We start from the raw sequence: 21,528 nt of genomic DNA, 5'->3' as shown, positions 1-21,528 counted from the left end.
TGAGGTGCTCCTTGAGCCTTTCATACAGTGGTGCTGCTGGCAGCGCCGGCGAATGCCGGGTAGTAGTCGAAACGTCCCGAACCCACATCGTGGGGTTCATGGCCCGGCAGCTCCACCCGTGCGGTGGTCCCGGTGGGCACGTGCACCGTGACGGTGTAGCCGTCATCGGTGGTTTCCCAGGCAATGGATGCTGTCCCGTAAGGGGTTTCGTGGCGGGCGGATGCGGAGGTGAGTCCGCCGCCGGGTTGGGGCCGGAAGAGAATCCGCCGGTACCCGGGCTCAAGCGGGGCAAGGCCTGCCACGGTTCGATGCATCCAGTCGGCAACCGCGCCCAGGGCGTAGTGGTTGAAGGACGTCATGTCTCCGGGGTTGACGGATCCGTCGGGAAGCAGGGAATCCCACCGCTCCCAGATTGTAGTGCCGCCCTGGGCCACGGCATACAGCCAGGAGGGGCATTCACGCTCCAGCAGCAGGTCGTAGGCAGCCTCCAGTTCGCCGACGGCGGTGAGGGCGTCGGCGATGACGGGTGTCCCGGCGAAACCCGTCGCAATCCGGTTTCCTGCTTGCCGGACCAGGGCTGCGAGCCGCCGCCCCGCCTTCTGCCGCAGCTCCTCGTCCGGAAAGAGCTCAAAGACGATTGCCAGGGCATAGGCGGTCTGGGCATCACTGGTCATCAGGCCGTCGGGCCCGATGTACTCCTCGGCGAAGGCCTTCGCTGCCGCGCCCGCCAGCTCTTTGTAACGTTTTTCGTCATCCGTTTTGCCCAGCACGCCGGCGGTTTTGGCCATGTGCCGGGCGGACCAGGCGAAGTACGCGCTGGCCACCAGGTGCTTGTCGGTCATGGCCCGCGTGGGGTCTTCCGGGGGCGCGCTGGGGTCCAGCCAGTCGCCCAGCTGGAAGCCGCTGTTCCACAGGTGTCCGTCGCCTGCGAGCCGGTCCAGCAGGTCCACCCACGCCTTGGCGCTTTCATACTGTTCGGCCAGGAAGGCAGGGTCGTTGAATCGCTGGTACAAGGTCCAGGGGGTCAGGACGGCGACGTCACCCCATATAGCTCCAGGCCGGGACGGCGTCCAGTAGTTACCGCCCGGGATCGAGGGGACATACCAGGGCACCGTGCCGTCCGGTGCCTGCTCGGCAGCGACGTCCTTCAGCCAGGACGAAAGCATCCCGGAGCAGTCGTAAAGGTAGCTGGCGGTGGGGCCGAATACTTGGAGGTCCCCTGTCCAGCCCAGCCGTTCGTCCCGCTGCGGGCAGTCGGTAGGGATATCAACGAAGTTGCCCTTCATGCTCCACAGCACGTTTTCATGGAGCCGGTTCAGGTCCGGGTTGGAGCAACTGAACCATCCGGTCCTTTCCATATCCGTGTGGTACACCCGTGCCGTAATGTTCTCAGCAGGGTCTCCTCCGGTCCACCCGTCGATTTCCGCGTAGCGGAAGCCATGGATTGTAAAGCGCGGCTCCCACGTTTCCGGGGCTTCCCCGGCCAGCGTGTAGCGGTCGGTCGCGGCCGCTCCCCGCAGCGGGCGGGTGTAGATCTCGCCGTCCTGCATGACTTCTGCATGGCGCAGCGTCACCGTGGCACCGGCCTGGGCCTGCACTGTGATGCGCAGCCGTCCTACAAGGTTTTGGCCGAAGTCCAGCACCAGCTTGCCTGACGGCGACGTTACCGCGCTGACCGGACGCACTTCGCCGGTGCAGCGGACGGGTGGTCCTTCCGGTGCTACCAGGGTTGAAGGATCCCGTTGGCTTTCGATGACGGGCTGCCACCCTGTGTCGTCGAAGCCTGGTTCGCTCCAGCCGGCCGGCAGTTGCCGGGCATCGTAGGTTTCGGCCCTCGTAGAGGCCGGTGAAGAGGATGGGGCCGAAAGAAGCCTTCCAGCTGCCGTCCGTTCCCACAATGGTGACGGAGCCGTCGTCGTGGGTTAGGTGAAGCTGGGCGAGGAGCGCGAGTTTGTTCCCGTAGAGATTCCGGTAGCCGCCGTTGAACCCGATCCGGCCGCGGTACCAGCCATCGGCAAGCCACGCGCCGAGCGTGTTTTCGCCATCGCGGAGGTGGTCGGTCACGTCGTAGGTGTAGTAGCGGAGTCGTTTGTCGTACACGGTCCAGCCGGGGGAGAAGGCATCGGTGCCCACCCGGGCTCCGTTGAGTTCCAGTTCGTAGAGTCCGTGCGCGGTCGCGTACAACCTCGCCGACGCGACCGGCCGGCCCAGGATGAAGCTCCGGCGCACCAGGGACGGGCGCCGGTCCGTATCCGGGTCTTCCTGCCATGGCGGGCTGATCGGCCGGGCGGTCCAGTCCGTGGGGTTCAGCAGCCCGGGTTCGACGGCGGAGGCTGGGCTCCAGTTGCTCGGCTCGACGTCGGACTTGCCCCATACCCTTACCCGCACCTCGGCCCTTTGGCCGGAGGCAAGGGCTTCCGCGGGCCAGGGGAGCAGGACTGACTCCGGCGACGTGACGCGTTCGCTGGTCCAGCTCCCGCCGTCGGTGGTGACGGTGAGCTGGTAGGCGCTCTGGATCCAGCCCGGTTCGGCGGTAATTTTCCAGGAGACCCGGGGGGTTCCTGTGCCGATCCCGAGGGCGCCGGGAAGGTGTTCGAAGGTCACCGGCTTGACGGTGGCGGTCATGGTGGGTCTTTTCTGTGCATGGGGGGATGAACGGGCGGCGGAAGAGGCCCGTCGGCGTGATTGGCGGGGCGGTGTTTAGCCCTTGACTGCTCCGGCGGTCATGCCACTGACGATCTGGCGGTTGAAGAACAGGTACATGATGAACGGCGGGATGGTGATGAGGAGAATGTTCATGAAGAGCAGGTTGTAGCTGGTGGTGAACTGGCTCTGGAAGTTGAACAGGGTCAGCTGAACAGTGGCGTTCGCGTCACCCGGAAGGAAGTAGAGCGGGTGCTGGAAGTCGTTGAAGATGGCCACGGACTGGACCACGATCACTGTCACGATGACTGAGCGAAGCAGCGGGAAGATGACGCGGAAGAACAGGCGGACTGGCCCGCAGCCGTCGATAACGGCCGCTTCGTCGAGTTCCTTGGGAATGGAGGAGATGAAGGCGCGGAACAGCATGACGCAAAAGGAGAGTCCAAAGGCCACTTCGATCAGGATCAGGCCGGGGAGTGTTTTGAATAGTCCCAAGCCCTGAAGGACCCAGACGGTGGGCACGATGGCTGGGGGAATGATCAGTCCGGAGAGGATCAGGAAATTGGCTACTCCGTTCCAGCGCGACTTGCGGCGTTGCAGCACCCAAGCCACCATGGCTGCGAGTACCACGAGGATCGCGACGCTGGCCACGGTGAGGATCGTGCTGTTGATAAAGGCCGTGACCAGCATGAACTTCCTGGCTGAGAGAACTTGAGTGAAGTTATCCACGAACTGGAAGCTGGTGGGCCAGGAGAAATCGAGTTTGGCCGCCTCCTTGCGGTCCTTCATTGCCGTGAGCGCCATAAAGACCAATGGAATGATGAAGACGACGACGGTGACGGCGATGGCGACGATGCCCAGGCCGTAGCGTTTGAGAGCCTTGGTCACTGGTCGACCTCCTTGCGGTTCAGGAACGTGGACAGGGGGAGGATGATCGCGGTGACGATCAGGAACAGCACGACATTCCCCGCAGTGGAGAGGCCGTAGAACCCGGCCTGGTACTGCTTGAAAATGACTGAGGCGATCACGTCCGAGGTGAAGCCCGGGCCGCCCTTGGTCATGGCCCAAATGAGGTCGAAGGAGCGGAGCCCGCCGATCAGGGACAAGATGATCACTGTTGCCGTGGCGGGGCGGGCCAGTGGGAGGGTGATGTTGAAGAAGGACTTGACGGAGCTCGCGCCGTCCATCTTTGCGGCCTCAAAATATTCCTGGGGAATGGAGACAATGCCGGCGATGTAGATGACGGTGGCCAGGCCGACGCCCTTCCAGACATCGACCAGTGCGACGGAAATCAGCGCCCAGGCCGGGTCGGTCAGCCATGCAGGGCCTTGGATGCCGATGGTTGCCAGTGCTTCATTAATCATCCCGTTGTTGGGGTCCATCAGCACGGTGAAGACGATGCCCACGCCGATACTGCTCAGGAGTACGGGGAAGAAGATGACCGACCTGAGGTAGCCGCGGGCGATGATTTGCGATGTCAGCAGTACGGCGAGGAGCATGCCGAGGACTACTTTGAGGGACGCGGTCACCACAGCGTAGATGAACGTGTTGGTGAGGCCTTTGAGGAGAGCTGGTTCCTGGAAGAACTGGACGAAGTTGTCCAGGCCGATGAAGGTGAAGTCCGTGAGGGTCCAGCGCGTGAAGCTGAAGAAGAACGACGCGAAGGTCGGGACCAGGAACAGGGCCGTGTAGACCACTGCCGCCGGCAGGTAAAACCAATAGGGGTACGGGGACTTGGTCTTGGAGCGTTTGCGGACCTCTGTCCGCCGTGGCGGTGCGCCCTGCAAGGTAGTTGCTGTGCTGGTTGTCATGGGATTTCCTAAGGGCCGTCCGGGCCGGCGGGCCCGGACGGCGGGTTGGGTTAGGAGGTTAGTTCCAGCCGGGCAGGTTCAGCTGCTTGGCCTGCTTTTTGACGTCCTCGTCGTAGAGGGCGGCGCCGTCCTTGCCGGAACGTATCCCGGAACCGACCTCGACGGTGATCTGTTCAAGGGCAGGGCCCTTGACCGGGGAGACGTATTCCAGGGCAGGGCTGTTTTTGGAGGCGTCCTGGAAGTAGGGAAGCATGTCGGCCACGGCCGGGGCAACGTCCTTGGGCAGCTCGCAGTCCTTGACCAAGTAGGGGCCGTTGGCTCCGACGGCATTGGTCTGGGAGTCACAGCCGGCCTTGCTTGCAATGAAGGCCTGGAGCTTCTTGGCCTCCTCAACGTTCTTGGTGGACTTGGGGATGTAAACCCCGCCCGGCAGCCAAACAGTCAGGGCGTTCTTAGCGGCGTCCTCGCCCGGCAGAGGGAAGAGGCCGATGTCGTTGAGCTTGTCCGGGAAGGTCTTCTTCAGTTCCGGCAGGGCGAAGCTCAGGATGGGGTACTGGGCGCCTTTCCCGTTGGCCAGTTTCTCGAGTCCCTGTGCGTAGGTGGCTGAGGCGAAGTCCTTATTGAACAGGTCCGCCTTTGCGGCTTCCTCAAGGTGCTCGAAGCCCTTTACCGCCGCGGGATCCGTGGCGTACTTGGTCTTGTTGGCCGTGTAATCGGCTGCGAAGTCCGGTTCGGCCTTGGCTACGTTAGCGAAGTCGCCCAGCACGAACAGCTGGGACGTCCACGTGGTCTGGTAGGTCTGGATGATCGGGTCAATGCCCGCGTCTTTGATCTTGCGGCTGTTGGCCATGAACTCGGACCAGGTCTTGGGCACTGACAGGCCGAGTTTCTCGTAAACCTTCTTGTTGTACAGCACCGCGCCCGCATTGCCGGTTCCCACTGGGACACCGTAGGTCTCCCCGCCGTCGGTCACCACAGGCTTGAACGAATCAGAGACGTTAGCCATGTACTGCTCATTGGTGATAGGCAGAAGATTTTGCTTGGGGCTGATCTGGTGAAACAAGGAGCCGGCGGGGTAGGAAAAGACGTCGGTCATGTCCCCGGTGGCCAGCTTGGTTTTGACGATATTGTCGCCTTCGGCGCCTTGGGGCCTGGTCTCGATCTCTACCTTGATGTCAGGATTGGCTGCGCTGAAATCCTTGGCGACCTGCTCCGCGTTCGTAACAGAGGTTTCAGTGTTGTCGACCAACCATGTGATGGTCTTGGTGCCTGCGTCGCTGCCTGTGCTGCCGCCGGAGCAGGCTGTCAGTACTAACGCCGCGGCAGTCATGCTGCCGGCTAGAACGGACCAACGACCTTTAGTTCTGATGGCCATCTTTACCTCCTTGTAAAGCCCCAGGCCCTCGGAGGGCCTGCAGGTGTCTTGATGTGGGTTGCGGGCGTGGTGGTGAATGGCCCTGTAGATCCGCCCTGTAGATCGGTCTACGAATCACCTTAGGGCATGTCCTGTATGAGCACAAGGGTTTTTCGTAGATCAGTCTACAATTAGTCGAGGACTACCCCGGGAGTGGAGCAGAGGAAGCGAAATGTCGGATTTGAAGCGGGCCACTATTAGTGATGTGGCGCAGCATGCAGGGGTTTCCAGGGCGGCGGTTTCGAAGGTGCTGAGGGGTGCCTACGGTGTGAGTGGGACCATGAAGGCCCGGGTTGAGGCATCCGTTGACGCATTGGGATATCGTCCGTCGGCGCTGGCCCGCGGGATGCGGGGGAGCAGCTTCACCTTGGGTGTCTTCGTTGTCGACCTGAAGAATACCTTCATGTCCGTTCTGATCGACGGGATCCGCGCCGAAGCGGATTCTCATGGGTATCAGGTTTTCATCGGGCAGGCGGAGCGGGGTCTCGCGCAGCAGCAAGCCATGGTCGAAGCCATGACCGACAGGAAAATGGACGGGCTTCTCCTGATCGCCCCGTTCGGTTCGCTCGAAGACCTTGAGGCCATTGGGAGGACCACCCCCACCGTGGTTCTTGGGCGGCAAGGGCCGGGGAAGTCCTACGACACGGTGGCAAGCGACGATCTTTTAGGAAGCGGATTGATCGTGGATCATCTCGTTGCGCTGGGTCATCGGCACATCGCACACCTGATGCACGTCGGCAAGGAAATGAATCAGCCGGACATGCCGCAGGAAGTCCGGGCACAAGGCTATAAGGAAGCGATGATCCGGAATGGCCTGGAAAAGGAAATCGACGTCATCGAGACCAGATGGAGCTACGAAGGAGGGCAGGCGGCGGGTGAGGAAATGCTTGCCCGCGAGGCGCTGCCCACTGCAGTGCATGCGGGAACGGACATGACCGCGTTCGGCGTGATGACGGCGCTCTCAGCAGCAGGTGTCAGCGTACCCAAGGAATTTTCGGTGGTGGGCTACGACAATATCCTTGCCTCATCTCTTCCCTCGATCGCCCTCACCTCCGTGGACCAGTCGGGATTCGAGATGGGGTCGTTGGCCGCCAGGTTGGTCGTAGAGCGCATCCAGGGGAGGCAGGATGCCGTGACAACCATCGTTTCGCCCACGCTTGTGGTTCGGGAATCCACGGCTCAGCCCAGGGCTTCAGGCCTGAGCCTGGATTGAGTAGAGCCTCAACGCTACTGACAAACGGAAGACTGTCTCTGCGCTACGCCAAGGGCCGATCAGCGCGGTGATCCGGTCCAGGCGCTGTTTCACCGTGTTGGGGTGTATGAACAGGGCACGTGCGGTCGCCGTCGTGCTGGTTCCCTGATCTATGAACATGAGCAGGGTCTTGACGAGTTCGCTGTTGTGTTCATCATCCCACTGGATGATGCCGCCGATCGTCGATCGAATGAATTCCTCAGCTCGTGCTGCCGTGGGGCCAAAGAGAGTGAAGTAGGGCGCAAAATCCACGGCAGCAACGGCAGCATCAACCACTCCCAAATGAGGAAGAAACTCAGCGCATGACCACGCCTCCGTCACTGCTGATGGAAGGTCCCCGAGAGAGCCGGCCTTGCCTGACGCTACGGCTAGTAAAAGCGGGTTGTCGAGGGCGGATAAGCCTGAACGTACGGCCTGAGCCGCGGCTTTGGCGTCCACCTCGGGTACCAGCACCGTGACACCTTCATCGTGATGCGCTGCCAGCCACCCCCGATGGGTTTGGTTAAGAAATCTCAGAGCCCTGTCCCGCCCGTTCTTCGGCGTTGGCACGGCAACGGCTACCCACGTACGGTCCAGTTCTATTCCCCGGGACTTACCCCGTCTTAATACCTCCTCGACAGGGCTCCTCCCCGATATCAGATCGGCGACCAGGTCGGTTCGTGCTCTCTCTTCAGCATTCACGATCGCGTCCTGCTGCATGGTCAGCAGAGCCAGTGTCTGCGCACCCCGCTCAACGGTGCGACGTTCAACGTCACTTAACGCACTGGCTCCGGGACCAACGAGAAGAGCTCCAAGAAAAACCTTTCCGGCCACGGCCGCAGCGGCCGCAAAGGCGGGCCTGGACCCTATGGGAACGCACAGTCCCGTTTGCCGGCTCTTTTCGAGGGAATCCCTGACGTCATTCAGAAGGATGCCGTCAGTCCGCAACCACTCAGATTCATCGAAGGCACCTACAGGCTTGTAGTCTCGATCCAGGATCGCGACAGTACGTCCCAACGCCCGCCCGATGACATTTGCCAGGTCCGAAGATCCGCGCCCTTCCAACACGACCCTCGTCATCTCTTCATGGATGGATGCAGACCGGGTCATCAGATCGGCACGCTCCTGCGCCCGTTGCTGCGCGGCCTGGGCCTCAGCTGCTGATAATTTCACTGCCTCGAAGAGCCGGGCGGTTTGAAGCGCAATGGCAGCATGGTCTGCGAACGCCGACAGGAGGGCGATTTCTTCCGCCCCAAATGTGTGGACTTCGCGGTCTGCCGCGAACAGGACCCCCATGAGGTGTCCCCCTGCGATCATCGGTACGCCCAGGAGGGAGCGCATATGCTCGGCCTGGATTGCTTCATCAACTTCACGCGCCCGGCGGACGTCCTCTTCGGTCTCGTAGTCAGCTGTCCATTGCGGAGTCCTCGTCCGCACAACCTTGCTGGCCAGCCCTACACCTGCAGGTACCCGCAGGTGTGTAAGACGAGCTGACACAGCCCCGCGGTTAGCGCGGACAAATAATTCGTCGGACCGGTCATCGTATTCCGACAGATACGTCAGGTCTGTATGCATCAAATCGTGGGCCCTGTCTACGAGTCTTTGCAGCAGGACTTGGGCGTCGCGCAATTCCGACAGTTCCCTTGCACTTGAAATCAGCGCTGACAGTTCGCCATCCCGCCGCCTCCAACGGGCCGTCCGCGCCACCGATACGGCAACGCGCTGAGACAGGGAAGCGTCGACCGACATACTTGCCCGGGTCAGAAGATCGGCCACACCTGTTTCAGAGATTTGTTCACCGGAATCAAGCAAATCCAGAACCAGGGACACGAAGGCCCCGTCAGCGGACAGGGGGACTGTTGGCTTCATTTCTTCATCACAGCACAGACAGCACAGCGACTCCAGCCGGCTTCGCCGTGCCCAGTGCCCTTCACTGCCTAAGAGGTGTGAGCGTCCTTGGAAGGCAGGGAACCGGCTTGCCTGTGTCTGGGGTCAACACCGAAAGCACCGCTTCAATGTGAAGGTTGGCCATAGGACTCCTTCGGTGCACTTGTTTGAATAGAACTACCAAAAGAATGAGTTGGACCCTGGACCCCGCATCCTGCCACCAGGGATCTTCCTGACCACAACGCTTTTACCGACGTACAGCCAGCCCATTGCTGGAACGGCCCAGGTGCGCGCCCTTCTCCCCGACCGCGCGAGCCGTGTCTGTGCACTCCAAGATTAGAAAGAAGTAGGAACATGACAAGACTCCTAGACGTCTGGGGCGACACCGTTGACAGCCGTCACCTCGGTGCGTCCATTGGTTTGGGCATTTTGGTTCCGGTTCCGATCTATCTGATCTCAGAGTCCATCTTCGTCGGCGCCGTCAGCAATCCTGCACTTGGCAAAAGCTATGCCCTGCTGGCCGGTCTGCTGGGCTGTCTGCTCGCCGGGACCGTGGCTGCCCGACTTTTCCGTCCGAAGCGGGTGCTGCGGGAACAAACGGAGATTGATGAAACCGCACAGCGGGCAGCGCTTAAGGAGATCATCGCGGACTCAGGCGCGCTTGGTGATCCTGCTGAGCTCGCACCGGCGGTCCAGAAGGAACTTCGTGCGTTGGGGTTGCACGACGTCTTCGCTGCTGAACACCAACGCAGTCAGGACCACGTAAGCAACGCCGAACTCGCATTGGCGAAGGGAAGCGGAGCATGAGCCCGGAATTGCTGACTTCCCTCACCTGGGCAGTCAGCATGGGACTCGTGGGCGCCGTCGTATTCGCAGCCATCGGTCTTGTGTCCGGCACGGATGAAACCGCTACGGTGGCACCCCTGACGCTCCTGGTTGTCCTGCTCGGAGTTCCCGCCTCCGGCGTATTCACGTTTTTCCTTGCGGGGGTTGTGGCGAAGCACATCACCCATATGATTCCAACAACCTTGTTGGGCATCCCCGGTGACACTATGGCCGTGCCACTGATGCGGGAAGCGCAGCTCTTGCGCGAATTGGGGGTTCCCCACATTGCACTCCGAAAAGCAGTCTCCGGGGGCATCATCGCGGCGTTTATCGCCGTTCCGTTCGCCATTATGTTCGCCACGCTGCTGGCCCCGGCGGCCGACGCAATCGGCAAAGCCGCGCCTTGGATCTTTCTTGTTGTCGCCGCTGTCATCGCATATACCTCCAAGGGACGCTGGGCAGCCGTGGCAGCGCTGGTCCCCTTCGTACTCGTAATTGCCGGCCTGCAGGCATTCCTCACCGCAAACACGGGAAAGGGCCTATCCATCAGCTTCTTCCTTGGCATCGCTGTTGGGCCGCTCATCGCTGATCTCTTCAGTACCCTGTCTCCGTCAAACAGGAGGTTGATGAGCCGGTCGGAGCCCCGGCAGTTCAGCCTGGCTCCGGACGTACGAACCTGGAAGGGCCGGATACCAAATCCCTTCATGGTCTTGGACCGCCGCCAGCTGGCCTACACGAGCGGCGCTGCCGTCATCTCAAGTGCAACCTTCGTGTTTTCGCCCGTTGCGATGACGGTGTTAATGGGCGAATTAGTTGGTAGTCGTGTAAAGAAGGGGTATCACCGGCTCACAACTGTTATTGCCGCAAGGAACGGCACCACGGAATCCACGTACATTGCTGAAACCCTGATTCCGCTGATAGCGCTGGGACTGCCGTTATCGCCCCTGGCTGCAGGGCCGGCCGCTCCGCTGTTCAATGCACCGCCCGTCTACAGCGTCAATGCTGAGACAGGAGACACCCATAACCTGCACAATCTCTTGTCAACGTGGGAATTCCTCGGCTTCGGCCTCCTGGCCGTCGCCATAGCAGGCCTCGTGGCGTACCCGTTCGCCATGACAAGCGCACACAGGGCGGCCTCTTGGGTGATGCGGAAGCTTTCCCACGAGGCCATCATCGGAGCCTTTGTCGGTCTGATCATCGTGATCTGCCTGTATGAGGGCGGCCTGCTGGCGTTGGCTGTAACCGTCACCGTGGGCCTTTTCGGCGGGCTGTTGAACAGGGCATTCCAAGTGCATTCAGGAGTGCAGTTCATGGGCTTCTATGTCGCTGTGCTCTCCGTTCCCCAACTTATCGCCCTCGCAAACTAGGCAACTGCGGATCCACGCTTGGTTGCCTTGGATGCACATCACACAACTCCCTCGGGAAGGACCATCATGACCAACAGCAGAATCTCCGGTTTTCGCAATCTCTCCATCGAGGACCGCCGCGCAAAAGTGATCGTTGAATCGGCCCTGGATGCCCGGCGGCTCGATGCTCTGAGCCCCGAACACGGTCTGGGGCTCGAACAGGCCGACCATATGGTGGAAAACGTCATAGGAGTCTTGGGCATCCCTGTTGGAATCGCCACCAACTTCACTGTGAATGGACGGGACGTCCTCATTCCGATGGCGACAGAAGAACCTTCGGTTGTCGCTGCCGCGAGCAATCTGGCCCGCATGACGCGTGACCACGGCGGGTTCGTGACTACCTCGACCCCACCGCGTATGCAGGCGCAGGTACAGGTGCTCGATGTGGTCGATCCCGTAGCCGCGCGGTTGCGATTGTTGGAGTCCCGGCAAGAGCTGATCGAGATCGCCAATGCCCAAGACCCACAGCTTGTGTCCTTCGGAGGCGGCGCAGTCGACATCCTGGTGCGCCTTGTACCCAGCTCGCGACAGACGTACGTTGTGCTCCACCTTGTGGTTGATGTCCGCGATGCAATGGGCGCCAATGCTGTGAACACCATGGCCGAAGCAATTGCACCCCGGGTTGCCGAGATCGCCGGCGGGCGCAGCCTGCTACGGATCCTCACGAACAAAGCCGATCTCCGGATCACCAGAGTCCGGGCTGTGTTTGACGCTGCTGCCCTCGGCGGAGGAGAAGTTGTGGAGAACATGCTTGACGCGGCCGAACTGGCCGTAGCGGACCCCTACCGTGCAGCCACGCATAACAAGGGCATCATGAACGGCATCAGTGCAGTTGTCCTGGCGACGGGAAATGACACACGGGCTGTCGAGGCAGGTGCCCACTCCCATGCAGTCGATGAACATGGGCGGTATACGTCGATGTCGCGTTTCGAGAAGGACGCGGAAGGAAACCTCGTCGGAACGTTGGAGTTGCCGATGCCGGTCGGCCTGGTCGGAGGCGCCACCAAGGTTCACCCGGCGGCGCAGGCGAATGTTGCCGTTCTGGGTGTGGGCACCGCAACCGAGCTGGCAGAGATCATCATGGCCGTCGGTCTGGCCCAGAACGCAGGGGCTCTCCGTGCCTTGGCAACAGAGGGCATCCAGCGGGGCCACATGTCCCTGCACGCGCGCACCATCGCAGTCACTGTCGGAGCGCATCTGGACGAGGTGGACGCCGTCGTCGCCCGGATGATTGCAGAGAAGAGCGTCCGAACCGACTTTGCGGAGAAGGTCCTCGCCGAAATCCGCGCCGGAGCCCGGGCATGACGGGGCCGCGGCCAGCGGTCTACAGCACTCCAGGCTTCCCCACGGATGTCAGGGTCTACGAGGTGGGACCCCGCGACGGCCTTCAGGCAGAAGCTACGCTCGTACCCACGCATGTAAAGGTTCGCTTCATCAAAGAGCTTGCTGAGGCTGGCCTGCCAGTCGTGGAGGCGACCAGCTTTGTGTCGCCGAAATGGGTGCCCCAGCTTTCCGACGCTGCGGAGGTGCTCGCGGAACTCGGCGACCTCACCAGCCATCCTGTTCTGGTCCCCAACATGCGCGGACTTGAACGGGCCCGGGAGAGCGGAGCGAAGTCCGTGGCAGTGTTTGTCAGCGCCACCGAGACGTTCGCCCGAAAGAACCTCAACATGAGCCGCGCCTCAGCCTGTGAGACGGCGATGGAAGTCGTCGCTGAAGCCATCAAGAGAGGCATGACAGCCCGCGGTTACGTGTCCATGTGCTTCGGGGACCCGTGGGAAGGACCCGTGGGGAAAGACACGGTGGCAGAAGTTTCGCGTCAACTGCTGGACGCGGGCTGTTACGAAATCAGCCTCGGTGACACCATCGGCGTCGCCACCGCCGGGCACGTGAAAGCCCTAATAGATGAGCACGTCCAAGGCGGCGTACCGCTGGAGCGGCTTGCCCTGCATTTTCACGATACGTACGGGCAGGCGCTCTCCAACGTCCTGGCCGGTCTCCAGGCCGGGATCACCTGCTTCGACGCATCTACCGGCGGCATAGGTGGATGCCCTTTCGCAGGAAGCGCGACGGGCAACTTGGCCATGGAGGAACTCTTGTGGCTCCTCCACGGGCTGGGAATAAGTACAGGCGTTGACCTGGACGCAGTAGTGCGGGCGGGCCAGACCATCACTGATCTCCTTGGCCGTCGGCCTTCCCGGATTGCCCAGGCTATGGCTGGCTGATCTGGCGGGGAGGACTGATCATGAGCGTAACCATGGATCCCATGGTGACTGATGTGGATCAGGAAGAGTTAGCGCAGCAGCTCCTGGCCCAGGCCAGGGAGCGGGGCATGGACCTCGTCGGCCCTGACGGGGTGTTGAACCGTTGACGAAGAACGTATTGGAGACCGCTTTGGAAGCGGAAAGGAACGAACACCTCGGATACGAAAAGCACGACGTGGCCGGGCTGGGGAGCGGGAGCTCCGGCAAAGGCACCCGCACGAAAACCCTGCTGACTGAGATCGGGCCGGTGGAGATCGATGCGCCGCGGGACGCCGGCTCGATTTCCGATCCTCCATCGTGCGCAAGCGGCAGCGGCGGCTGACTGGTGTTGAAGAGATCGTGTTGTCACTGAGCCCGAAAGGGCTCACGACCGAGGAGATCGCGGCGCACTTCGCCGAAGTGTACGGCGCCAGGGGCTCCAAGGACACCACCTCGCTCATCACCGAGAAGGGCAGCGGGGAGATGATCGAGTGGCAGAACCCGCAACCAAGCACGGCGTAATTGGGGTCACCAAGAACGCGGCTACAGGCTATGGGACGCGGTATTAAAGTCAACGCTATTCTCCCCAATGCGATTCGCACACCTCTCGCCGGTACCGCGCCTGCGAAGGTTATCGAAAGTTTGATTGCCCCTCAGACGATCAAACGAATGGGAGAGCCAGGGGAGGTCGGTTACGCTGCAGCCTTCCTGATTTCAGTCCGTGCGCTCTTCGTGACCGGCACCAGCCTTCCGGTCGATGGTGGATTCTTCGCCTAGACTGACGTTCGCCATGGTCTAAGCAGGCTCGACACTTCCTTGGCAGTACCGGAAGCTATAGAACATGCCTCGTACTCAAAGAGGGGAATCGGTCCTCTCGCGCGCAGTCCGAATCGTAGAGGCTTTCGGGCCCGGCGATACGGCCCTGACAATCACTGAAATTGCGCGGCGGTCCGGGCTGCACATCGCGACCGCATCTCGCTTGGTGGAAGAACTCGGTAGATTTGGGTGGCTTCAAAGGGACGAGGACCGCCGTGTGCGGATCGGGGTTCGAATGTGGGAAGTGGTTTCGCGCGCCTCGCCAACCCTCAGCCTCAGGGAAGCCGCCATGCCTGTCATGGAGGACCTCCATGCGATTGTTGGCCAGAACATCCAACTGGGTGTCATGGAAGGCGACGAGGTGCTTTTCGTCGAGCGTCTCACAGCCCCCGGAGCCGTCATCAACATCACGAGGGTTGCAGGTCGCCTGCCCCTGCACGCCTCATCCTCAGGTCTGCTGCTCCTGGCATTCGCCCCGCCGGCGCAGCAGGAACGCATCTTGGGGCAACCGCTGGAAGTGTTCACAGGACAGACCATCAGCACCCCCTCACAGCTGCGGGCAGCCCTGGCAGAGGTGCGTCGCCAGGGATATGCCTTCCTGTCCGGACACATACACCCCGATGCCACCGGCGTCGCCGTGCCCGTCAAGGACCCGGCCGGAAAAGTAGTGGCCGCCTTGGCGATTGTTGTACCGAACGACGCCGCCGCAAAGTCTCGGATCGCCGTCCTTCAGGCCGCTTCCGCCGCTGTGTCCCGTGCGATGGGGTACCCGGCGCCCCCTCCTTCATAGCTCCCCCCAAGATTTATTCTCTCAATCATTGAGACTCGTGTAGTGGTGTCGGTCACGTTCGGTTGAACCTTGGGTAGAACGCTGCGAGCAAAGGAGCCGAGATGTTCACGGGAAAGAATTCCGTCGCCGACGGGTCGCAAATCCAGCTGACCGTGACGGCGAAGATCAGGGTTTCGACAGACGTGGTTGCCCTGAACCTGGCCCGCCCTGATGGGCGGAGGTTGCCTGACTGGACGCCAGGATCCCATGTGGATGTAGTGCTTCCATCCCGCATTATTCGTCAGTATTCGCTTTGCGGGGACAGGTGGGACGCCTACAGCTACCGCATTGCTGTCCTGCATGAGCGGACCGGGCGCGGGGGCTCCGCCTACATCCACGAAGAGCTGACGAAGGGGACTATGGTGGCGCTGGGCGGGCCCCGGAACAATTTCCCTCTTGTGCCTTCCGAAAAGTACCTGTTCATCGCTGGCGGTATCGGCATAACCCCGATGCTTCCGATGATCCAGCAGGCAGAGATGCTTGGGGCTGACTGGAAGCTGCTCTATCTTGGCCGGTCAAGGACCACTATGGCCTTTCTGGACGAGCTCGCTGCCTACGGCGAGCGGGTTGTGGTCATGCCCAAGGACGAAACCGGGCCGTGTCACCTGGGTGAGCTCATCGGCGGGCCCTCCATGGATACGAAAGTCTACGTCTGCGGTCCGCAACGCCTTCTGACCGCCGTCGAACATCATTGCGCCCAATGGCCGACAGGCTTGCTACGTCTGGAACACTTCGCGGCCAAGGCGCAGGGCGCCCCGGCGCGGGACACAGCCTTCGAAGTCGAGCTTGCCCGGGCAGGCCTCTCCGTTACTGTTTCCCCGGACGAGAGCGTTCTTGACGCACTTCAGGGGGCAGGAATAAACGTTTTGACGTCCTGCCGGGAAGGGACCTGCGGAACCTGCGAAGTGACCGTCCTTGCGGGGGAGCCTGACCACCGCGACTCCATTCTCGGCGACGCTGACCGGGCCGCGGGCCACTGCATGCTTCCATGCGTCTCACGCTCCTGCAGTGACCGCTTAGTTGTTGACCTCTAACCCGGCTTCCTGAGAGAGGACCCGCGATGACTGCACAACCAATTACCTCGGATACCCCCGTAAGCAACGTCGACCCGTTCAGCTACGACGTACTCGAGGACCCCCTACCGTTCCAAGCCGCCCTCCGCGAGGCTGGTCCTGTTGTGTATCTGGAAAAGTACGATGTTTATGCGATGGGCCGCTACGCGGAAGTTCATGCTGCCCTGACTGACTGGCAAACCTTCCAATCTGCCGCCGGCGTGGGGCTGAGCAACTTCCGCTATGAAAAGCCGTGGCGGCCGCCGAGCCTGCTCCTAGAAGCTGACCCTCCTCACCACGATGCACCCCGCGCAATCCTTTCCAAAATACTTGGGCCCCGCGAGCTCCGCCGGCTGGCCAAGTCTTGGGCAGCCGACGCGGAGGAACTTGTGGACGATCTACTGGCGAAGGGCACCGAGTTCGACGCTGTCACGGACCTCGCCGCAGCGTTCCCCCTCAGGATCTTTCCGGATGCCGTCGGCATACCCCAAGAGGGGCGGGAGAACCTCCTGCCCTACGGAGACCACGTCTTCAACGCGTTCGGCCCTCCCAATGAGCTCGTCGCCAAGGGAGCACCGCGCGTCGCCGAGCTTTCGGCGTCCATTGCCGCTCAATGCGCCCGCGATGTTTTGACACCGGATGGATTTGGTGCGCAGATTTGGGCAGCGGCTGACAGGGGAGACATCACTGAAGCCCAGGCACCTTTGATTGTGCGGTCACTGCTCACTGCCGGCGTCGACACAACAGTGAACGGTCTCGCTGCCGTTCTTTTCGCGTTCGCCACCAACCCAGACCAGTGGGGCCGGCTGCGCGAAGGTCCTGCCCTGTCGCGCACTGCTTTTGACGAGGCCGTACGGTTCGAGTCGCCCGTGCAGACGTTCTTCCGGACCACGACCCGCGACATCGAAGTGGGCGGAACCCTCATTCCCGAGGGCAGAAAGATCCTGATGTTCCTTGGCTCAGCTAACCGCGACCCACGCCGCTGGGAAAACCCCGAAATCTTCGACCTGAACCGGGACCCTTCCGGCCACGTCGGGTTCGGCTTCGGCATCCACCAATGCGTCGGCCAGCACGTCGCACGGCTAGAGGCGTCGACCATCCTGAACACACTGGCGAAACGCATCACATCCCTTGAAATCAACGGCCCAACCCGTCGGCACCACAACAACACCCTGCGGGCCTGGGAATCCCTGCCCGTGCGCGTCGAACTGGCCTGAAAGCCGCACACGAGGCACTCAAGACGGAAACCCGCCCATCCGGGATACCAGACAAGTAATGCGACATACATGATGACGGCCACCTTCGGGCGGCGGCCCTGACTCACCCCTTGCCACCTCTCATCCCGAACTGCTTTCGGTGCTAACTCCTAAGTGCTAGTGCAGCGCTGGAGGAATTGCCACGGCCATACCGCTGATTGTTATTCCGACGGAAAGGGGAATGTCCGCTGTAGCAGGCGCGGCCTGCCGACGTTCTGACCTTGGTGTAGGAGTTCGCAGGAGCCCTGACCCGGCCACTAGACACATACATCCCAAGATGGCGCCTGGTCGTGCTAGCCTCGGTCCCGCGCCATGGCTATTTGCGTGTTCCGAGTGCCGGTTGCTGCCCCGTGGGGTGAGGCTTTCTCGATCTGGGCGAGGTCCGCCGTGGTGAGCTCGACGTCCGCTGCGGCCGCGTTCTCTTCCACGCGATGGGTCTTGGTGGTCCCTGGGATGGGGGTTGTCCCGTTGTGGATCACCCAGGCAAGTGCGAGCTGCGCTGGTGTGATGCCCCTTCGCTCCGAGATCGTCCGCAGCACGTCCAGGATCCGGAGGTTGGCCTCGATGGCTGAATCGGAGAATCGAGGCAGGTTCCTGCGGGCATCACCTTCCGGCAGATCATCCTTTCTGGTGATCGTGCCGCTGAGGAAGCCCCGGCCCAGCGGTGAGAACGGAACAAACCCGATGCCCAGTTCACGGGCGGCATCAAGGACTCCGTTGTGCTCCGCATCCCGCTCGAACAGGCTGTACTCCGACTGAATGGCTGTGATCGGGAACGTTGCATGAGCTCTCCGCAGTGTTTGGGCTGACGTTTCGGAGACGCCGATGTAGCGGACCTTGCCGGACTCCACCGCCTGCCCCATCGCCCCGATCGTTTCCTCAACCGGTGTTGCCGGGTCGACGCGGTGCAGGTACCAGAGATCGATATGGTCGGTTCCCAGATGACGAAGGGACCGGTCGAGGGCCCGGCGTGCGTACTCAGGGGAACCGTTGGGCCCATGAGGCGTCCCGTCGTCGTCGAACTCAATGGCGAACTTCGTGGCAATGCTCACGCGATCGCGATCACCGCCGAGCGCTTTCCCCAGCAGTTGCTCATTGGTGAAGGGCCCGTAGGCCTCAGCGGTGTCGAACATAGTCACTCCGAGGTCCAGCGCCCGGCGGATGGTCCTGAACGATTCGTCCTCGGTGGCGCCGCCGTAGAAGGCGCTCATACCCATGCAACCAAGGCCCATGACGGAGGTGGTCAGGCCTTGCGAGCCCAGTGGAACCTGTTTCATATGCTGCCCTTTCACATCAAGGTCCGGAGCGTCCGGATGCTTCCAGCGTCGGTGCTGGTGTGCACACCATGTCAAATGGGAGACTGGGGAGCATGCCTCCCCTGACACCGGCCGGACCCGACGCCGGCCTCACTATCAGTGAAGCGGCAGATGTTCTTGGCACCACCGTGGACACCATCCGCTATTACGAGAAGGAAGGCATCGCCCCCGCGCCGGGAAGAGGGCCGAGCGGGTGGCGCCGGTACGATGCTTCTTCCGTGAGTTGGCTCGCCGGGGTGCTCATGCTCCGCGGTACCGGCATGAATATCCAACAGATGCGTGAGTACGCCGCTGCGTACCAGGCGGGGGCCTCTGCCGAGGACCGGCTCGCCCTGCTTGAGCAGCACCACGAGGCGGTTCTTGCACGACTCGCAGAAGTACATGTGCACCTCGGTGCCCTGGAACGGAAAATCAGCGCCTACAGGGAAGCCATCCACACCGGCAATCAGGTGCCGAGCCCATAGCTGCCGTCAGCCGTGTCAACGAGAAGGCAATGTAGCGGGGGTGTGGAACAATACGCGATTTTCTGCAGCTAACTACGCGAGCAGTCCCACTGTACTCGACAAGCTTTCCTAGTCCTCGTTGTCCCGGTGTTGGCGAATAATCATCACGCCACCTTCCTGCGGGACCACACGTCAAGAAGATCGGCGCGGCAAGTGGGCCTCGCTGCGATCGAGCTGCGCGCCCGGCGCTGGCCCCAGGACCTGCTCGCGTGTCCCTAATACCTGCATTGTGTTAACGCCAACCGAAATTAGGGCCAGTTTTGCCAACTGAAAACGGGGCCACGGGTTGCTGTTCTATTGTGCCTGAAGCTGGGTTTTTGTCTTGTTCCGGAGTCGGTAGCTGCTGCCGGTGAGGTTCAGGACTTCTGCGTGGTGAACGATTCGGTCGATCATTGACGAGGCCACTGTCGCGTCGCTGAAGACTTCGCCCCACCTGCTGAAGGCGAGGTTGCTGGTCAGCACCAGGGAGGCGTGTTCATAGCGGGATGAGACCAGCTGGAAGAACAGGTTGGCCGAGTCTTGGTCGAAGGGGATGTAGCCGACTTCGTCAACGATGAGCAGCTTGTATCGGCGGAGCTTGGCCAGTTCCTGGGGCAGGCGACCGCGGTCGTGGGCTTCGGCCAACCTCGATACCCACCCGGTCGCGGTGTCGAACAGGACCCGGTGCCCGGCGCGTGCGGCCCGGATCCCGATCCCGACCGCCAAGTGGGTTTTCCCGGTCCCCGGCGGGCCGAGCAGGACCACGTTCTTGGCTTCTTCCAGGAACACCCCGGTGCCCAGGTGCGCGACGAGGTTCCGGTCCGCGGCAGGCTGGTGGTCGAAGTTGAACTCCTCCAGCAGCTTGTGTCCGGGGAACCTCGCTGCCCTGATCCGCAGGGCGGCCCCGGAGGCCTCTCGTTCGGCGACCTCTCGGGAGAGGACAGCGGCGAGGTATTCCTCGTGTGACCAGCCTGCTTCCCGTGCCCGGTCCCCGAGGGATCGGTAGCCGTCGGCGATCCGCGGCGCGCGAAGCGCACGGGCGTAGTACTCGATGTCCTTCGCTGCCCCGTTCACCGTCCCGCCCCGGACAGCTCGCGGGCATCGTCGGGGATGGCGACCCCAAACAGTTCGTCATAGATCGACAGGTCCCGTTCCTCCACCACGGCGGACCGTCCGGTCTTGACGCTGCGGTGGATCCGCCGGAGCGAGGCTGCCTTGTCCACGTGCGCGGGGTCGGTGAAGATCTGGTGCCTGGCCCACCGCCGCTCGTGGCTGGCCAGCAGCCGGCCGTCGACGCTCACCGTGACCTTTTCCAGGTCTGCTTCAACGTCCACGATTCGCCCGATCGCACCCGGATCCACGGAATAGTCGTTGGAGAAGACCCGCACGTAATAATCCCGTGGCAGCCGGACACTGCTGCGGAACACGCTCGCCGGCGCCACCGGCGTCAACGGCCGCATCGCTTCCCTGTCCCGGACGAAGAGCTCGTCCGTGCGTCCGTGCCGGGTCCGGGAATAGCGGGCGTTCGCCCGCGGCAGCCAGTCCGCGAGCTGGTCGTTGAAATCCAGCGGGGACGCGAACGTCCGGCCCGGCATGAAGCCCTGGCGGAAGTAACGGTTCATCCGCTCCACCATGCCCTTGGATTCCGGGTCCCGTGGCGGCAACTGCCGGATCTCGCAGCCCAGCACGCCCGCGAACGCCGCCGCCGGCTCGGTCAGCCTGCCCTGGCCGATCCCTGATTCGTTGTCCCAGACCAGCTGCCTAGGCACTGCGCCGGCCTCCTGCAGCAGCGACCACATCCCGCCCAGCAAATCAAAGGTCGTGCGGGTCGGCAGCATCCTGGCCTGGATGTATCCGGAGAACGCGCACGTCATCACCAACACCGGAGGCTTGCCCTCCTGCCCGTGACCCAGAGGCAGCGGCTCATGGGGAAACCACAAATCGCACTGCATCGCCTGGCCCGGTTCATGAACCAGCCGGTACACCGGATCCGCCGGCATATACTCGGGCCGGAGTCCACGGACCTTGTCCCGGAACAAGGACGCAGAGCCCGTCCAGCCGACGCGTTCGGCCAGTACCGAGGCCGGCATCGTCGGCGTCTGAACCAACAAGGCCCGCACCCGTGGCGCGTATGCATCAAAGCTCGAACCGGCCGGCTTCCGCTCATACTTCGGCGGCCGCTCCGCCTCCAACGCCCGGTCCACCGTCCCCCGGGAAACCCCGAGCTGCTTAGCCAGCTCCCTTTTGGAGATCTTCTCCGTCGCGTATCGATGGCGTATCTGCGCCCAAACATCCAATGTGATCACCTTCCATAATG

The 21,528-nt window shown here is 62.1% G+C and carries 18 protein-coding genes and 3 pseudogenes; 11 read left to right on the top strand and 10 right to left on the bottom strand.

Features of this window, described 5'->3' with window-relative positions:
• Positions 1–20 precede the first annotated feature (20 nt).
• The 6 genes and pseudogenes from OVA06_RS19695 to OVA06_RS09710 form a co-directional block, all read right to left on the bottom strand.
• Entirely contained in the window at positions 21–1,685 is a 1,665-nt protein-coding gene (locus OVA06_RS19695) for a family 78 glycoside hydrolase catalytic domain (protein ID WP_326493591.1), read from the bottom strand.
• Between the two features lie 66 nt (positions 1,686–1,751).
• A pseudogene (locus tag OVA06_RS19690) lies at positions 1,752–1,898 on the bottom strand (alpha-L-rhamnosidase N-terminal domain-containing protein); the annotation flags it as partial.
• Positions 1,897–2,625 (bottom strand): annotated as a pseudogene (locus tag OVA06_RS19685) (alpha-L-rhamnosidase N-terminal domain-containing protein); the annotation flags it as partial. The pseudogenes OVA06_RS19685 and OVA06_RS19690, both read right to left, overlap by 2 nt.
• Positions 2,626–2,700: 75 nt before the next feature.
• A complete protein-coding gene (locus tag OVA06_RS09720; protein ID WP_268157902.1) occupies positions 2,701–3,531 on the bottom strand; it encodes a carbohydrate ABC transporter permease in 831 nt (276 codons plus the stop codon).
• Positions 3,528–4,454, bottom strand: a complete 927-nt coding sequence (locus OVA06_RS09715) for a carbohydrate ABC transporter permease (protein ID WP_268157900.1) — start codon at positions 4,452–4,454, stop codon at positions 3,528–3,530. Before OVA06_RS09715 ends, OVA06_RS09720 begins: the two co-directional genes overlap by 4 nt.
• 58 nt (positions 4,455–4,512) lie before the next feature.
• The gene (locus tag OVA06_RS09710; RefSeq protein WP_268157898.1) at positions 4,513–5,829 is read right to left on the bottom strand and encodes an ABC transporter substrate-binding protein; all 1,317 of its coding nucleotides are present in this window, start codon (positions 5,827–5,829) and stop codon (positions 4,513–4,515) included.
• Between the two features lie 211 nt (positions 5,830–6,040).
• Here OVA06_RS09710 and OVA06_RS09705 point away from each other — a divergent pair, with 211 nt between their 5' ends.
• On the top strand, positions 6,041–7,081 hold the full coding sequence (locus OVA06_RS09705; RefSeq protein WP_268157896.1) for a LacI family DNA-binding transcriptional regulator: 1,041 nt from the start codon (positions 6,041–6,043) through the stop codon (positions 7,079–7,081).
• Here the strand turns inward: OVA06_RS09705 and OVA06_RS09700 are convergent.
• On the bottom strand, positions 7,061–8,968 hold the full coding sequence (locus OVA06_RS09700; RefSeq protein WP_268157894.1) for a helix-turn-helix domain-containing protein: 1,908 nt from the start codon (positions 8,966–8,968) through the stop codon (positions 7,061–7,063). The genes OVA06_RS09705 and OVA06_RS09700 overlap by 21 nt on opposite strands.
• A gap of 372 nt (positions 8,969–9,340) precedes the next feature.
• Between OVA06_RS09700 and OVA06_RS09695 the strand changes: the two genes are divergently transcribed.
• The 9 genes and pseudogenes from OVA06_RS09695 to OVA06_RS09645 all read left to right on the top strand — a co-directional run bounded on the left by OVA06_RS09695 (position 9,341) and on the right by OVA06_RS09645 (position 17,374).
• Entirely contained in the window at positions 9,341–9,793 is a 453-nt protein-coding gene (locus tag OVA06_RS09695) for a hypothetical protein (protein ID WP_268157892.1), read from the top strand.
• Complete coding sequence (locus OVA06_RS09690) at positions 9,790–11,178, top strand: tripartite tricarboxylate transporter permease (protein ID WP_268157890.1); 1,389 nt, start codon at positions 9,790–9,792, stop codon at positions 11,176–11,178. Before OVA06_RS09695 ends, OVA06_RS09690 begins: the two co-directional genes overlap by 4 nt.
• An 18-nt stretch (positions 11,179–11,196) precedes the next feature.
• A complete protein-coding gene (locus OVA06_RS09685; RefSeq protein ID WP_326493578.1) occupies positions 11,197–12,522 on the top strand; it encodes a hydroxymethylglutaryl-CoA reductase, degradative in 1,326 nt (441 codons plus the stop codon).
• The gene (locus OVA06_RS09680; protein WP_268157888.1) at positions 12,519–13,442 is read left to right on the top strand and encodes a hydroxymethylglutaryl-CoA lyase; all 924 of its coding nucleotides are present in this window, start codon (positions 12,519–12,521) and stop codon (positions 13,440–13,442) included. The genes OVA06_RS09685 and OVA06_RS09680 overlap by 4 nt, the downstream gene beginning before the upstream one ends.
• 32 nt (positions 13,443–13,474) lie before the next feature.
• Positions 13,475–13,961, top strand: a pseudogene (locus OVA06_RS19785) (transposase); the annotation flags it as partial.
• A 51-nt stretch (positions 13,962–14,012) separates the two neighbouring features.
• The gene (locus OVA06_RS09660; protein WP_268157880.1) at positions 14,013–14,237 is read left to right on the top strand and encodes an SDR family oxidoreductase; all 225 of its coding nucleotides are present in this window, start codon (positions 14,013–14,015) and stop codon (positions 14,235–14,237) included.
• A 64-nt stretch (positions 14,238–14,301) separates the two neighbouring features.
• The gene (locus tag OVA06_RS09655) at positions 14,302–15,066 is read left to right on the top strand and encodes an IclR family transcriptional regulator (RefSeq protein ID WP_442793535.1); all 765 of its coding nucleotides are present in this window, start codon (positions 14,302–14,304) and stop codon (positions 15,064–15,066) included.
• 101 nt (positions 15,067–15,167) lie between these two features.
• Positions 15,168–16,139: a PDR/VanB family oxidoreductase gene (locus OVA06_RS09650; RefSeq protein ID WP_268157876.1), complete on the top strand. Its 972-nt coding sequence runs from the start codon at positions 15,168–15,170 to the stop codon at positions 16,137–16,139.
• Positions 16,140–16,165: 26 nt separating this feature from the next.
• Positions 16,166–17,374 carry a cytochrome P450 gene (locus tag OVA06_RS09645; protein WP_268157873.1) on the top strand — a complete coding sequence of 403 codons (1,209 nt, stop codon included), beginning with the start codon at positions 16,166–16,168 and terminating at the stop codon, positions 17,372–17,374.
• Positions 17,375–17,706: 332 nt separating this feature from the next.
• Here the strand turns inward: OVA06_RS09645 and OVA06_RS09640 are convergent, their stop codons facing one another.
• Complete coding sequence (locus OVA06_RS09640) at positions 17,707–18,690, bottom strand: aldo/keto reductase (protein WP_268157871.1); 984 nt, start codon at positions 18,688–18,690, stop codon at positions 17,707–17,709.
• A 92-nt stretch (positions 18,691–18,782) separates the two neighbouring features.
• On the opposite strand from OVA06_RS09640, the gene OVA06_RS09635 reads away from it, so the two are divergent.
• Positions 18,783–19,193 (top strand): MerR family transcriptional regulator, encoded by a 411-nt coding sequence (locus OVA06_RS09635; RefSeq protein ID WP_268157869.1) that lies wholly within the window; start codon positions 18,783–18,785, stop codon positions 19,191–19,193.
• Positions 19,194–19,526: 333 nt separating this feature from the next.
• Here the strand turns inward: OVA06_RS09635 and istB are convergent, their stop codons facing one another.
• The gene (gene istB / locus OVA06_RS09630; protein ID WP_268157867.1) at positions 19,527–20,285 is read right to left on the bottom strand and encodes an IS21-like element helper ATPase IstB; all 759 of its coding nucleotides are present in this window, start codon (positions 20,283–20,285) and stop codon (positions 19,527–19,529) included.
• Positions 20,282–21,517: an IS21 family transposase gene (gene istA, locus OVA06_RS09625; protein ID WP_268157864.1), complete on the bottom strand. Its 1,236-nt coding sequence runs from the start codon at positions 21,515–21,517 to the stop codon at positions 20,282–20,284. The genes istB and istA overlap by 4 nt, the downstream gene beginning before the upstream one ends.
• Positions 21,518–21,528: the final 11 nt, after the last annotated feature.

It is taken from the genome of Pseudarthrobacter sp. SL88 (assembly GCF_026672455.1).
GTDB lineage: Bacteria > Actinomycetota > Actinomycetes > Actinomycetales > Micrococcaceae > Arthrobacter.
The sequence above is the reverse complement of the archived record's forward strand: the minus strand, read 5'-3'. Positions and strand labels throughout refer to the sequence as shown.

Excerpts from the sequence above, each read along its gene's own strand:
- OVA06_RS09715 (WP_268157900.1), bottom strand. The coding sequence starts at position 4,454 with ATGACAACCAGCACAGCAACTACCTTGCAGGGCGCACCGCCACGGCGG.
- OVA06_RS09710 (WP_268157898.1), bottom strand. The coding sequence starts at position 5,829 with ATGGCCATCAGAACTAAAGGTCGTTGGTCCGTTCTAGCCGGCAGCATG.
- OVA06_RS09705 (WP_268157896.1), top strand. The coding sequence starts at position 6,041 with ATGTCGGATTTGAAGCGGGCCACTATTAGTGATGTGGCGCAGCATGCA.
- OVA06_RS09700 (WP_268157894.1), bottom strand. The coding sequence starts at position 8,968 with ATGAAGCCAACAGTCCCCCTGTCCGCTGACGGGGCCTTCGTGTCCCTG.
- OVA06_RS09695 (WP_268157892.1), top strand. The coding sequence starts at position 9,341 with ATGACAAGACTCCTAGACGTCTGGGGCGACACCGTTGACAGCCGTCAC.
- OVA06_RS09690 (WP_268157890.1), top strand. The coding sequence starts at position 9,790 with ATGAGCCCGGAATTGCTGACTTCCCTCACCTGGGCAGTCAGCATGGGA.
- OVA06_RS09680 (WP_268157888.1), top strand. The coding sequence starts at position 12,519 with ATGACGGGGCCGCGGCCAGCGGTCTACAGCACTCCAGGCTTCCCCACG.
- OVA06_RS09660 (WP_268157880.1), top strand. The coding sequence starts at position 14,013 with ATGGGACGCGGTATTAAAGTCAACGCTATTCTCCCCAATGCGATTCGC.
- OVA06_RS09655 (WP_442793535.1), top strand. The coding sequence starts at position 14,302 with ATGCCTCGTACTCAAAGAGGGGAATCGGTCCTCTCGCGCGCAGTCCGA.
- OVA06_RS09650 (WP_268157876.1), top strand. The coding sequence starts at position 15,168 with ATGTTCACGGGAAAGAATTCCGTCGCCGACGGGTCGCAAATCCAGCTG.
- OVA06_RS09645 (WP_268157873.1), top strand. The coding sequence starts at position 16,166 with ATGACTGCACAACCAATTACCTCGGATACCCCCGTAAGCAACGTCGAC.
- OVA06_RS09640 (WP_268157871.1), bottom strand. The coding sequence starts at position 18,690 with ATGAAACAGGTTCCACTGGGCTCGCAAGGCCTGACCACCTCCGTCATG.
- OVA06_RS09635 (WP_268157869.1), top strand. The coding sequence starts at position 18,783 with ATGCCTCCCCTGACACCGGCCGGACCCGACGCCGGCCTCACTATCAGT.